Origin of the sequence: Lactobacillus sp. B4007 (assembly GCF_026535895.1) — a bacterium.
GTDB lineage: Bacteria > Bacillota > Bacilli > Lactobacillales > Lactobacillaceae > Lactobacillus > Lactobacillus panisapium.
The window spans coordinates 100,399-114,263 of sequence record NZ_JAFNPA010000004.1 but is presented as its reverse complement, the minus strand read 5'-3'; the positions used below and the strand labels follow the sequence as shown (position 1 = coordinate 114,263).

The following is a 13,865-nucleotide window of genomic DNA, read 5'->3' as shown; positions in this document are numbered from 1 at the left end:
GGCTTAACTTGGGTGAATTACCATTAGTAATTCTCGTTTGCTAAGTCCTTCTCGACAACAAGGCAATAATAATTTCTTGAGCAGCAGCTATTTTAATGTGCAATTGCGCGTTAATTTGTTCGTTGTTCATTAAAATAGCCTCCTCAAAATTTAATTTAATACTTAGAATTATAGGCACAGTAAATTAAGATGTCAATAAAAAATATTAAAATTATTTTATAAATATCCAAATAATTTTTATTAATTCGTTTACTATTTATTGCAAGGCGCTTTTCTTGCAACCAAATTTTACCGTAAAAAAAAGCTGTGAACTAATAATTCACAGCTAAATACGAGCTACTACTTAAACTTTAAGACGATTTTTTCATATAACTTAACCGTCAATAAATAATAAAAGAGGTAAAGAATGATAAAAATGGTGAATGGTAATATTAGGCCACTGTAAGGATTTTCTAGCAGTGTCCTAAATAGCTTAAGCCCAAAGAGAACATCAATTATGCCTAAAATGCCGGGCAGTGCGAACAATGCACCAATTTCCATCATGATTGAGCGTCTGAGCAATTTGATTCTCACACCCATTTTGGCCAGCATTTGGTAGCGCAAGCGATCATTGTAAGCGCCGCTGAGTACCTTAAACATTAAGGTTGAAGCAAGCATGGTTAAGAAGGCTAGCCCGAGAAAGAAACCCATGAATTCAAAGCCGCTGACATAGCCGACTACCATTTGATAGGCATTAGCTTTACTAGTATTGGTTACATTAGCTGCAGCTGCGTTTTCTTTTACCTCCATGTGCTCTATTTTTAAAATGCGCGGGTAGTCGTGAACGAAGTCTTTCGTCCTAATCAAGGTAATTGCTTTCGGCTTCTGCTTCAATTGCCGGTACTTTTCTTTTGTTACCAGTTGCACTTCCTTACCAGTATTGGGAAAGAAATTGCTAAGAATTGGCGCAAGACTATCCTTAGGCACGGTTACAACGCGCATTTTTATCATGCCGGTTGAAGTACTTGAGTCAACTAATTCTTTATTTTTAAGTGGTTTATTGGTCAGTTCGGCACTTTGAAAATAGGCTTTTTGGCGATCCTCTTTATAATGGTATGTCTGCTGGCTTTTTAATGTCAGCTTTGCCAGTTCCTTTTTAACAGGCTTAGAATCGCTACAAATACTTGCATCATAGTAATATCCTTGGGCAACTGTCTCTTTAAGAGAATTAAAATTAAGGCCAACCGTGATTGCACCTAATGCCAAGGCAAAAAGAAGTGAAATCATGGTTAAAATGCGAGTATAGCTATGCAAGCGAAACTTCAGCTGCCCCAAGGTAAACATGCGAATACCACGGTAGGAAATTTTTTTATTCTTTAAAAGCAGGTTAATAATCGACGTGAAGACCGCATTGAAAACAAAGTATGAACCAACAACAATTGTTATCAGAGCTGTGGGAATAATCTTGAAGATATTATTGGGGTTCAGGGTCATCACATAATAACCGCAAGCAAGCAGGCCAATGCCGGCTATTCCTTCAACTAGCAGTAATAGTGGATGCCGCTTCAACTTAACGGGTGTTTGATCTTCGTGCAGCAGGCTGATTACTTGGGTTTTTGTTAACTTGCGCGCATTAAAAAGCGCACCGAAGAAAAAGATAATAATAAAGAAAAGAATCGTGCCTAAAATAGCTCGAGGTAAAATTACCTGAAAGTGGTTAATTGCTAGGCCCAGCTTGCTGACTAGCAGCCGAGAAACAAGTGCGGTTAAGCCTAAGCCTAAAATAATCCCCACAATTACCGCGATTACCCCGGTCAATAAGGTTTCGCAGAAAATCAGAAGACCAATCCGCATGCTTTTTGCCCCGAGCATCATATACATCCCATAATCATGTTTACGCATGCTTAACAAGAAGGTATTGGCATAGAGCAGGTAAAAGAATGTAATAATCATCAACAATACGATGCCGAAAGTAAAAATATAGTTGACGTAATTCGGGTGGTTAACCGGAAGATTCTTAGCAAGAAAAGCGGGGTTAATGGCAATTGTCAAGAACATGTAAAAGATCATGCTGGCAACAATTAAGCCGGAAAAAAGCACGACATAATCTTTCATTCTGTTTTTGATTCCGGTTAACGATAATTTCCAAATCATAATTTTTCTCCTAGCGCAAAAGTATTAAAAAATCTAAGCGATAGATTAGTTTTTTCATTTGCTTATTTTTCCTGTGGTAAGACGACTTTCTGGTAGAGCTTGACCGTGATTGCATAGTAGATAAAGTACAGAACAATAAAAATTGTAAACGGGATCCATAAGTGATGGTACGGATTAGGCAAAAGAATCCTAAATAGTTTCAATCCAAATAAAACATCTAGTATTCCTAATACCGCAGGCAGCAAGAATAATGTACCCAGTTCACTTTTAACTGCTGAACTTAAAACTCTTCTTCCCGCACCAATTTGATAAAGCATCTGGTAACGAATACGGTCCCTAGCTGCCCCGCTTAGTACCTTAAACATCAAGGTAGAAGCCAGCATGGTCAGGAAAGCGAGTCCTAGGAAAAAGCCCATAAATTCAAAACCGCCACTGAAATTGCTAATTAATTGATAGAAAACCGGTTTGCTCTCATTAAATTGGTTAAGGTAATGCGGATTTTCTTTTAATTGCAATTGCTGAATCTTTAATAAAGTTGGGTAATCCTGTTCGAAATTTTTAACTAACATTAGCGACAAGAAATGAGGCTTACCGGGTAAGTTCTGCCAGTCAGAATGGGACACCAGTTTAATTTTCTTAGTCGTCCCTAGTAGTGAACTAAAGGCATTGTTTGCATGTGTATCACTTTTAGCAAGGTCACTAAGTGCTAAATTGACAGTTTTATATTTTGGTTCATGACCTGCTAAATAGGCTTCTTTGTCTTTGACCGGCTGCTTTTTTAACTCATCCCGCATTAAAAATAAATTCTTGCGATTTTCTTTATAATGGTAGGTTTGCTCAGTAGAAATATGTAATTTGGCAACTTCGGTTTTAACGGCGGGCGATGCGCTGACAACAATATTGTCGTAATAGATGCTTTCTTTGCCCAAATCTTTAAGAGTAGTGAAGTTAAGTCCCACAGTGATTGCACCCAATGCCAAAGCAAACAGCAGTGAAATAATAGTTAAGATTTTAGTTAAGTCATGCAGGCGAAACTTCAATTGGCCCAAGATGAAAACGCGCAATCTGCGATAAGAAAGAGATCTTTTTCTAATTAAGAAATTAATGACGCCAACACACGCGGCATCAAAAATAAAATACGTTCCTGCAACAATTGTTATGAGTGCACCTGGAATAATTAGTAAAAACATATTTAAAGGCAGACCCAAGATATGGTAACCAGCCGCTAATAGTAGCAGACCCAAAACAGCTTCAACTGCAAGCTTAATCGGATGATTACCTAGTTTAGCAGGTTTTTGATCCTCCTTGAGTAAGCTAATAATTGGCGTGTGCGTTAATTTTCGCACATTATGAATAGCGCCCCAAAAGAACATGAAAATGAAGAAAATGAGTGTCCAGCCAATTGCTGGCGGATAAATCACAGCAAAGTGAGTAATCTGTAAATTTAATTTTGTAATGAGTAATTGTGACACAATAGCAGTTAAGCCAAAGCCCAAGACAATACCTGCAATTGTAGCCAATATCCCAGTAATTAAGGTTTCGATAAAAATCAATAGCCCGATGCGGCTGCTTTTGGCTCCTAGCGACATAAACATACCGTAATCATGCTTGCGCATACTGAGCAAAAGCGAATTGGCATTAATTAAGTAAACAAAAGTAATCAGGACTAATAAAACGATCCCAAAGGCAAAGGTGAAATTTAGATAATCCGTTGAGGCATTGACATCATGACTAATAAAAGAAGGATTAATAGCAATCGTTAAGAACATGTAAAAGATCATGCTAGCAACTATTAAGCCTGAAAAAAGAACAAGATAGTCTTTAAGTCGGCTTTTGATGCCCGTTAAAAAAAGTTTCCAAATCATGATTTTCACCCTATTCTTCAGTACCTAAGTGTTCAAGCAATTGGTGATAAAACTTTTGTCTCGGTAAATCTTGCTTGAGTAGTTGCTCACCTATTTTTCCATCTTTAATAAACAAAATACGGCTAGCGAAACTGGCGGCAAGTGGATCATGCGTAACCATTAGGGTTGTAATACCATCGTTTGTATTTAAGTCGCTCATTGTATCTAACAGTTCACGCGCACTCTTTGAATCAAGAGCTCCAGTGGGTTCATCAGCTAATAAAATTGCTGGTTCATGTACTAAAGCCCTAGCTGCGGCAACTCTTTGCTTCTGCCCGCCAGAAACTTCAGCCGGATATTTATTAATAATCTGACCAATACTTAACCTAGCAGCAATACGGTCAACTAACGGATCAATTCGACTAGACTTTACCCCTTGAAGTGTCAACGGTAAGGCAATATTTTCGCGGTTAGTCAAGTTTTCCAGTAAATTAAAATCTTGAAAAATAAAACCAATTTGCTTACTCCTGAAGTCTGCTAACTGGTTGGCATTAAGCGTGCTGTTGTCTTGGTGATTAATAAAAACGTGGCCCGTTGTCGGTTTATCAAGTGTAGAAAGAATATTAAGCAAAGTAGTTTTACCTGAGCCAGAAGCACCCATGATGGCAACGAATTCACCTGAATTAACGGCGAAATTAATCCCCTTAAGTGCCTGATATTGCTTCTCTCCTCGTTTACCGTAGGTTTTAGTAACTTGATCTACTCGTAAAATTTCAGTCATAATTCAACCTCACTGTCATTTCTCTGTATTATTTAACTAATACACTATTCCATTATTTTGAACTTGTCAAACAAAAAAAAGCCATTTGCAAAGCAAATGACTTTTAAATTTAATTATTTATCTAAAAACGGACTATCTAGCTCTACTCATCACCGTTTTTAACGGGGTAACAATAATTGGCGTAACGATAGCAGTAAAGATTGCTTCAATCAGTCCATTCATGCCAAGCGCAATAATCAGTGCTTGGATCAAAGGTGTTCCCGTGGCAAAATTGCCCATATACCCCATTAGCCTAGAGGAATTCCCCATAAAAATGAGACTAGTCAAAAGAATGACTAAAACAGTATTCGTTAATGACGTAACTGCACCAGCAACGATATAGCTGCCCTCTTTAACGCCTCTACTCTTATTTTGACTGGCCTTACCAATTAGCCCTGGGAAAAGGCCCGCACAAATACTTGGGATAAATGAAATAAAAATATTCTGGAATAGGATTAAGCTGACCATATCTCCAGGCTGGGTATATGCTAGGATCACCCGCAGCAGTCCCCAGAAAATGCCAAAACAAGTTCCGGCAACCGGTCCCATTAACAGTGAATAAACAGCAACTGTCAACGGCGCTGTAGTAATTGCAGGCAAGCCAGGCAAAATACGGATATAACCAATATTAGGGACGAAAGTCTGCAGTAAAAAAATTGCAATAAATAAGGCAGTAATTGCCAAGTTTCTAGTTTGTTCTCTACGCATCTGATTTCTCCTTAAATAACACGTTGTCATTATATTGCTAAACCAAATAAGCCGCAAATAATCGTGCTTAAGATTATTAAAAATTATAATAATGGCATAAAGAAAAACTATCAATGCTGTCTGCAGCAAGTTTAATTATTTATTAGCGGTGATAGCAAAAAATTGCCGTAATTTTTGGGCCTCGTCCTGTAATTTCTCTTCGTTATCTACTTGGGATAGTTTGTAGCCAACAAAATATGGTGGCGCAGCAAAACGCGCAATCAGCTTAGCACAAATCACATTATTTTTTCGCGGATAAAAAAAGAGGTTATACGAATCACACCGGCCATTCGAAAGAACCGTCAACATATATTTTGCCCCGCATTGAATCCAATCTGCCCACAAGTCTATACCGGCGCTATTATGCAAATTGATATTAATTTCAATATAGCCTTGAACCGGAAAACGAGCAATATTGACTTCCACGTTTTCCTGGTTAAACAAAGTAACCCCATTAAAATTCTTTTCTGACAAATAATGGTAGCCGTCTTGCTTTTTCAGGCCAACAATCTGCATATGAGGATGAATGAGTGATCCACCCGATTGCGGGCCAAAATTTTTATACCACAAGGTTGACCGAAACTCTTCTTGCTTTCGCATTTTATTAAAGCATGCTAAAGAAAAACGCATTAACGCCCGGTTTTGTTTAGTAGAATAGGTGGTAATATCGCCTTGATGATCGCTCGACTCAATTAGAACAGTTTGAACCGTATCACGCAACGTAGGATATTTGTTGCGCAGCCAGATCATATCGCCGTTACGGTCATAAATGTTGCTCAATTCATCTGGTGCGCAAAAGGGACAGCCTGACTTATTCTTGGTTTTCCGGTATGAATTGGGCTTTTCTTTGGCAATATTAACATCAAAAATTAACGGATCATTTTCCATGCGAACCTCCTAAACAAGTTTTTTAACTATTGTATTTTACTAGAGCCACAATAGATGATAAACTGGAACCGCAATTATTTTTAAAAAATTATTTACAGTGGGTAAAAATTATGGAATCGAGAAAAAACTTAAAAAAATACAATAATCGCAACAATCTTTACCTAATCATTATTGGAATTGTTTTAATTTTAGCGGTCGTTTTCGGCGTAGTTTTATATAACCACCATGTCGAGTCACAAAGACAGGCAAGAGAATTTGCCACCAACCATTTTAACCCTAATGTAAGTATTTATGGTGTTAAAGTGGGTAATTTAACTGTTGCCAAGGCAACGGCCAAAATTAACCGCCAGGCCAACAATATTGTGACCCTTGAAAAAGGTAAAGTCGCAATCGAGCGTGATCCCAGCATTAACACAATTGATCGGCAAACTGTGCGTGATTATTTTGCTAAACAACACACAACCATGCCCAACAAGAAAAATTACGAGTACTACTATACTGATTTAGAAAGTGCCAACAGCAAATTAACATCAGTTAGTCGTGCCAGTGTTACCTACAAAGTTGCTGGTAAGTCCTATAAATTAAAGGCAAATGAACTCCTTAACAAAGTCATTTTTAAACAAGGTACATTCTCGTTTATTAATTCGGAGAATCTAACAGCGAAATTAAATAAGATCGACCAAGAAGTTTCGACAATTCATAAAAGCTACCAGTTTAAAGTACCGGTTAAAAATAAGCTTAATAGTAAAGCAATTACCGTCAAAAATGAGAGCTACGGCTGGGGCGTTAACGTCAAAAAAGCGCAAAAAGCAGTTGAAGAGGCTTTTTTAAAAGGTACAACCAGCTTAAATGGCGAAGATTACATCTATGGTTTAGGCTACAGTACTTATGGTCTAGGCTATAACAAGTCCAATCATGGAATCGGAAATGATTATGTTGTTGTTTCTCTCAAGAAACAAGAATTATGGATTGTCAGAAAAGGCAAATTAGCCGTCCACTTAAACGATGTTGTTACTGGAACTGAAAATGGCGGCAAAGGAAACCGTACCCCTACTGGCGTATGGTATATTCAGTATAAAGAGTCGCCTGCTGTTTTACGCGGCCGCAACAATGACGGTTCAAAGTATGCCTCTCCGGTAAAATACTGGATGCCGTTTACTCTTAGCGGTTGCGGATTGCATGATGCCAGTTGGCGCGGCGATTGGAGTAAAAAGGCATACTTGCGGGGCGGTTCTCACGGTTGCGTCAATATTAAGCCAGGTGAAATCAAGCATGTTTGGCATAATGTTGTTAAACATGAAGCAGTCATCGTCTATGACTAACTAGTGAATACTCTAAGTTAATAATAATTAAAAAGGCATGTTGCAATTTACAGCAGCATGCCCTTTTAATTTACTCGCGCATTTGTTAATAAGGGAAAAAGGCAAAATACCGGCTTCCCCATTTGAAATTTCGTAATTAATTTAAAGTTGAAAAGATTTGGTTTAAGATTGATTGATACATTGAATTGTATAGTATCGAAAAGAGAATAGCGATTGCTACTAGTATTATCAGATAAGAAATAATATAACCATACATTTTATCTCGAATAGGCTGTCTATTTTCACCAAGCGCAGTTACCTGGAAGCTCATGTAAAAGAGCGAAAAGATGATAAATAATACTACAGAAACAAATGAGCCATTATTTGGACCCATTACTAAAATAACGAAGACTAATAATGATAATATCAAATTAAGGTTGCTGGCGTGAACGCCCCGATTAACGAAAGCGATTAAGCCATCAGTTTTACCATAAATAAAATAATGTCCTGCATAGTAGCCACCAATGATAATTGCTTCAAACAAAAGTGTGAACAGCAGTAAACTGATGACGCCGCTAAAGGCAAAACCAGAAACTATTCGACCTACACCATAGCCATTAGCCATAGACTTCAAGCAAAAATAAAAGCCTAAAATAACCAGCAAGTCGTCTAATAGAATCGTAGCCCAGCCATACCAGCTTTCTCCAATCAGCGCTGAAAATGGATGCTGCCATGAATCAACGCACCATTGCCAGTAATTTTGAATGACATTATTTGGTCTTTCTGAATTAGCTTCTTGCGTATTAGCTGAAGTCGGTGCTTGCTTTTCTTGCGCTTGTTCATTATTAGCAGCATCTGGCTTTGCCTGATTTTGCTCAAAGTTTTCTCCACTATTTGATTGACCTTTTATTTGGTGTGAATCCTCTGACTTAGCAATAGCCTCTTGGGGACTATTATCTATCTGCCGCAGATCGGCCCCACATTTAGTACAAAAATTGACATTTGATTTCATCAATGCGCCACAATTTGGACATTTTTTCATTTGCTAACCCCCTTTTTATTCCCTTAATTATTTTACTAAATAACTATCAAATAGCAATTCACTAAGGAGTTAAATCTTAATTTAGCTGGTAGAATAAAAGTGCCTATTCTGCTACGTCATTTACTATTACCATTAATAAATTACAATTAATTACTTAAAGTGTTATTTTGCACCAATGAAAAAACACCAAGCTAAATGTTTAGCTTAGTGTTTTAAGTCTATCAATATTAACTTAACGATACGAATTTGATAAGTGTTAGATTCCTACTTATCCTGCGACAAAATTGCCTTGATTGCTTCATTAACTTGAGCTTTTTCATTTGCAACTAAAGCAGCTTTTGTTGCAATTACGCGTGTATCCATCTTAATTTCACGATCAAGTCCTGGTTGATTGATTTTTGGCTCAAAGAATTCCTTGAATTCCGTTAATCTTTGTGCAGTATCGAAAACTTTCGCAGTTACAGTGATATAACTAGTGAATTCCATATCGCCACCGATTGTCTTTTCAAGCCATAACCAGTCTTGACGTAACCAATCCCATGCTAATTGTTGACCATTCTGGTTAAGTAAAATGGAGCGGTACCAAGCACGAAGATCTTGGGGTTTGATAATATCAGCATTTTCAAAATTATCCACAATCTTCTCTAATTCATTCTTGTCAGTGGTCATAGTAATAGCTGCTAACAAGTCTTGCTTAAAGTATGGGTCCACTGCTTCTTGGTACTGCTTAATTAAGTCGGCAACAAGACCAGGTTGATGATAATTTCTAACTTCATTTACCAAAACATGAGGTCGTACTGATGCCTCAATGGCTGCTAAGTTGTCTTTATTTGCTGTAAAAATCTGGTGACCTGCTGCATAAATAGAAGAATTTTCTGCATATAACGCAGCCATTAAAACGATTGGTCGAATCAGTTTATCATCTGAAGTATCAGTCTCTTTGGCTTGCCAGCCTAAGCGGGTTACATTTTCGGCAGATAATTTATTGCAAAATGCCTTCAGCGCTTTTTCGTCAGCCGATCCAGGAGTAACAAATTTCCGCAATTGATCAACAATATTGAATAAAATATTAATGACAATATTAGATTTAGATGCAGCAAACTTCGGTAATAGCGGAATGATCTGCGCATAAGAAATTTGGTTACCCGCAGCAAGCAAGGACAAGTCTTGCAGGAGTTGTAATTGGTCAACTGGCTGTAATTGATCAACTTCGGTCATAATATCATTCATCAATGTTTCGTCATAGTTAACAATAAAGTGCGAACTATTACCAACATTAATGCGTAATGCATGACCGGCTTTTGCACGCAGGTCTTGATAATCACCAAGATCAAGTTCACGCTCTGACATAATTTGTGTCGCAGCAAAATTGGCGTTAAGTGGAATTGCCCATTTACGGTTAGCATCTTTGCCTTCACCAATAAAGAATTGCTTTTGGCTCAAAACCAAATGATTTTCTGCATTAACTTTAGCCGTGACAGCTGGATAACCAGGTTGATCCAGCCACGTGTGCATTATTTTACCAATATCTAAGTCAGTTGCAGTAGACAATGCATTCCACAGATCGTCACCGGTTGCATTGCCAAACTGATGTTGATCAAAGTAATACTTCAACCCTTTGCGCAATGCTTTGTCGCCCAATAAAGCGCGAACCATTACTAACATTCTTGAGCCCTTAGCGTAAACTATCGCACTATCAAAAATTGCATCAATGTCGGCAGGATGTTCAACTTCAACGTGGACTGGTTGGACACCGTCAGTAGCATCACGATTTAAAGCAGCAGGAACTTCTGATATTTGGTAAACATTATCCCAAACATGCCATTCAGGCTCTAAAGCGTCAATTGAGACATATTCCATCATGTTGGCAAAACTTTCGTTTAACCATAAATCGTCCCACCACTTCATCGTTACCAAATCACCAAACCATTGGTGAGCAAGTTCATGGGCAATAACTGTTGCCACATAAGCTTTTTGCTCAGGAGTAGCATTGTCTGGATCCAATAAAATTGCGGCTTCACGGTAAGTAACCAAGCCCCAGTTTTCCATTGCTCCGGCAGAAAAGTCAGGTAGCGCTAATTGCCAAGAATGTGGTAATGGGTACTTAGTTTGATAGAATTCCTCATAAAATTCAATTGCCCGCTTGGCGATATCAAGCGCAAGGTTTAGCTCCTTAGCTTGATGCGCTTTGGTCGCAAACACGCCTACTTTGACGCCGTCTTTGGTTTCTGTCATCTTAGATTGCAATTCACCGAACGCAAACGCAATCAAGTAACTGGACATTCTAACTGTTTTTTCAAAATAGTGAACACCATTTTCAACCTTGATTTCCGGCATATTAGCAATTGTCGTTTCGCCTTCGTGTTCGTCATATTTAAGGGCTAACAAAAAAGTTGCCTTTGCTTCAGGTTCATCAACGCATGGGAAAGCCTGACGAGCTGAGGTAGTTTCAAATTGTGTTCCAATAATCTGTTTTTTAACGCCATTCACTTTGTAATATGAAGGATAAATTCCCATCATAGTATCAGTTAGTGGTGCGGAATAAGTAATCTCAACTGTAACTTTGCCAGTTTTGCCTACCGCAATTTTTATTGCTTCTTCCTCATCATCAACGGTGAAAGGAACCTCAGTACCATCGCACACGACTTTCGTAATAGTCATATATTTTTGGTTAATTAAAATTGTATCTTCGATTGCCTCACCAGTAATTGTTGAAGTACCGGTAATTGTTTTTTGTTCACGGTTAACATCAATAAACAAGTCATAATGATCAGGATGAAAAGTTTCATAAAAATGCTTTACAGTCATAATCTACCTCCTATAATAGTTTCCTCTAAATTCTACCAAAACTATGCAGAAATAACATTAAAACTTGATTGTAAGAGTCGCGTGTTGATTCTGTAACAACTATGAAATATTGCTTGTGTATACTGCTTTATAGTAAATAAGTGATCTTTTTTATGGGGAATGAAGAAATTGAATAAAAATAAAAGTTTGTTAACTAAGTTAATTGTAGCTTTAGTGCTATCTTTTAGCTTTATAGCTACTACACAAATAACTAATACTAATTCAACTATACAAACTGTTCAAGCTGCCAGAAAATTATCTAAACGTGAGCGTGCTGCCAAGAATTGGATCGCAATGAGAGAATCTGGTGGTAACTACTATGCTAGAAATGGTGTGTGTTATGGTAAGTATCAATTAAATATTAATTACCTTCACGGTAACTATTCTCCTAAAAATCAAGAGAGAGTTGCTAATAATTATGTTTACGGTCGTTATGGCTCTTGGGTTAATGCCAAGAGATTTTGGTTAAGTCATCACTGGTATTAAAAAATAATAAATTTCATTTTTCCTAATAAAAACAGTTTAATGATTAGTTAAACTGTTTTTTATTTTTTCTTATTAATAATTTACTCCAAGCAAAAACACTTTTTAAAGAAATTAAAATAATTTCTGTGCGAATATTCTTTAGTTAAAGTAACTATCAATTAATTACTAACTTTATAAAATCGGATAATCTATAAAAATACTAAAACAAAAATATACTTAACTAACCTTTTAATAATTAAATATTATTATTTATAAATAATATTTAGTTTTTTTAAATCCTTTTTTGAAGAATTTGGCGTTAGCTGAGAGACAAATTTAAAGGGTAAAGCGGCAAGTTTTCTAATATATTTAAGGTCACTATTATCCACTTTAACACAAGTATCAAGCTGCATCTTTTTTTTATCATGCTTATTTAATGACAATAGTCCATAATTACCAACGTTTATCACACCAATTTGCTCGACATTTTGAGCAATAGTTAATGCATCTTTAAAATTTTTAACGACAATCATGATTGCTAAGGACTGCTGTTTAAAGTGATTGAGAAATTTTATTGACTTATCAATGCTATATAAATCAAATTTGATATTAGAAGGAACGGCAAGTTTCATCGACATTTTCTGAAACTCATTTGTAGCTGTGTAATCGTTTGCCACCAAAATGCTGTTTATACACAGTGCTTTTGACCAAACCATTGCGACTTGTCCGTGAATTAAACGCTCATCAATCCTCAACATTTTAATCATTCTGATCACGCTTTCTTTTTTATCTTTTAAAATTATACCGCTTAAACTGAAAAAACTTCTAATACTAGTAAATAACTTAGTATTAGAAGTTTTTTTAGATATTTTTCATTGCAATTAAAGGCTGAACTAAATTATTCCAAACTTCTTTAAATAGCTTCTTTTGCTCTAATGACTGAACAGTCACCACCAAATTATTTTTGGGTACTACTATAATAAATTGCCCTAATTTGCCATCAGCTCTATATGACTGATAATCAGGATTAATCCAGTATTGATAACCATAACCAAATTTTGTTCTGCCTTTTGCGTTAGAAACTTGATTCTTTGTCGCGTCTTCTAAATACTTAGTATTAATGATTTGTTTCCCATGCCAATTACCTTTGTGCAATAAAAGTAATCCAATTTTGGACATTTCATCAATAGTCAGCATAAGAGAATGGGCGCCCATTGTATGACCCATCGGACAGGAGAGCCAATCCGGATTTCCAATTCCGATAGGTTCAAAAAATCTTGGTGTCATATAATTAACAAGAGTAGCACCACTGACCGCTTCCACAATACAGCTAAGGATATAGCTGTTAAAAGTAGAATACAGAAAGTTAGTGCCAGGCTCATAAACAAATTTACCATTAGTAAAGTAATATCTTATCCAATCTTTTACTTGGTAGCGCTCTAAATCGTCAGCAAAAAATAGCGGATTTTCGAGACCTGTAGTCATAGTCAACAAATTTAAAACTGTAACTTTTTTGATCCTCGAATCAAGCGTAGTAAAGTCAATTTGAGGGAAAAAATGAAAAATTGGATCAGATAGTTTTAAAAGCCCTTCTTGACAGGCAAGGCCAACTCCAATCGACGTAATGCTTTTAGAAACTGAATAAACATTAAGCCGCGTAATCGGATCAACTTCCTTTTTTTCATCTACAAGTTTATCATTTTGATAAATCTGTATATTATTAATATTAAAATGTTTTTCTAAACTGTAATCCACAAAATTACTGAGAATTGTCATTT

11 protein-coding genes are annotated in these 13,865 nt (G+C 36.7%); 2 read left to right on the top strand and 9 right to left on the bottom strand.

Translation table 11 applies throughout. The features are described 5' to 3' along the window. Positions 1-339 precede the first annotated feature (339 nt). The 5 genes from J3U54_RS07440 to J3U54_RS07420 all read right to left on the bottom strand — a co-directional run bounded on the left by J3U54_RS07440 (position 340) and on the right by J3U54_RS07420 (position 6,432). Complete coding sequence (locus J3U54_RS07440) at positions 340-2,133, bottom strand: FtsX-like permease family protein (RefSeq protein WP_267385618.1); 1,794 nt, start codon at positions 2,131-2,133, stop codon at positions 340-342. Positions 2,134-2,195: 62 nt separating this feature from the next. Beyond that, entirely contained in the window at positions 2,196-3,998 is a 1,803-nt protein-coding gene (locus J3U54_RS07435) for an FtsX-like permease family protein (protein WP_267385617.1), read from the bottom strand. Positions 3,999-4,008: 10 nt separating this feature from the next. Beyond that, on the bottom strand, positions 4,009-4,758 hold the full coding sequence (locus J3U54_RS07430) for an ABC transporter ATP-binding protein (RefSeq protein WP_220232662.1): 750 nt from the start codon (positions 4,756-4,758) through the stop codon (positions 4,009-4,011). A gap of 132 nt (positions 4,759-4,890) precedes the next feature. Further along, a complete protein-coding gene (locus J3U54_RS07425; RefSeq protein ID WP_220220600.1) occupies positions 4,891-5,505 on the bottom strand; it encodes an ECF transporter S component in 615 nt (204 codons plus the stop codon). Between the two features lie 135 nt (positions 5,506-5,640). Then, positions 5,641-6,432: a DUF4931 domain-containing protein gene (locus J3U54_RS07420; RefSeq protein WP_220235073.1), complete on the bottom strand. Its 792-nt coding sequence runs from the start codon at positions 6,430-6,432 to the stop codon at positions 5,641-5,643. Between the two features lie 110 nt (positions 6,433-6,542). Between J3U54_RS07420 and J3U54_RS07415 the strand changes: the two genes are divergently transcribed. Further along, positions 6,543-7,754: a L,D-transpeptidase family protein gene (locus tag J3U54_RS07415; protein ID WP_220220598.1), complete on the top strand. Its 1,212-nt coding sequence runs from the start codon at positions 6,543-6,545 to the stop codon at positions 7,752-7,754. Between the two features lie 136 nt (positions 7,755-7,890). Here the strand turns inward: J3U54_RS07415 and J3U54_RS07410 are convergent, their stop codons facing one another. Both J3U54_RS07410 and J3U54_RS07405 read right to left on the bottom strand, forming a co-directional pair. Next, positions 7,891-8,775 (bottom strand): zinc ribbon domain-containing protein, encoded by an 885-nt coding sequence (locus tag J3U54_RS07410; protein WP_103752799.1) that lies wholly within the window; start codon positions 8,773-8,775, stop codon positions 7,891-7,893. 264 nt (positions 8,776-9,039) lie between these two features. Continuing rightward, entirely contained in the window at positions 9,040-11,583 is a 2,544-nt protein-coding gene (locus J3U54_RS07405; RefSeq protein ID WP_267385616.1) for a M1 family metallopeptidase, read from the bottom strand. A 159-nt stretch (positions 11,584-11,742) separates the two neighbouring features. Between J3U54_RS07405 and J3U54_RS07400 the strand changes: the two genes are divergently transcribed. Next, a complete protein-coding gene (locus J3U54_RS07400) occupies positions 11,743-12,108 on the top strand; it encodes an aggregation promoting factor surface protein (RefSeq protein WP_374106529.1) in 366 nt (121 codons plus the stop codon). A gap of 245 nt (positions 12,109-12,353) precedes the next feature. Here the strand turns inward: J3U54_RS07400 and J3U54_RS07395 are convergent, their stop codons facing one another. Continuing rightward, positions 12,354-12,854, bottom strand: a complete 501-nt coding sequence (locus tag J3U54_RS07395; RefSeq protein ID WP_103752796.1) for a PTS system mannose/fructose/N-acetylgalactosamine-transporter subunit IIB — start codon at positions 12,852-12,854, stop codon at positions 12,354-12,356. A 94-nt stretch (positions 12,855-12,948) separates the two neighbouring features. Beyond that, on the bottom strand, positions 12,949-13,863 hold the full coding sequence (locus J3U54_RS07390; protein ID WP_220235072.1) for a serine hydrolase domain-containing protein: 915 nt from the start codon (positions 13,861-13,863) through the stop codon (positions 12,949-12,951). Positions 13,864-13,865: the final 2 nt, after the last annotated feature.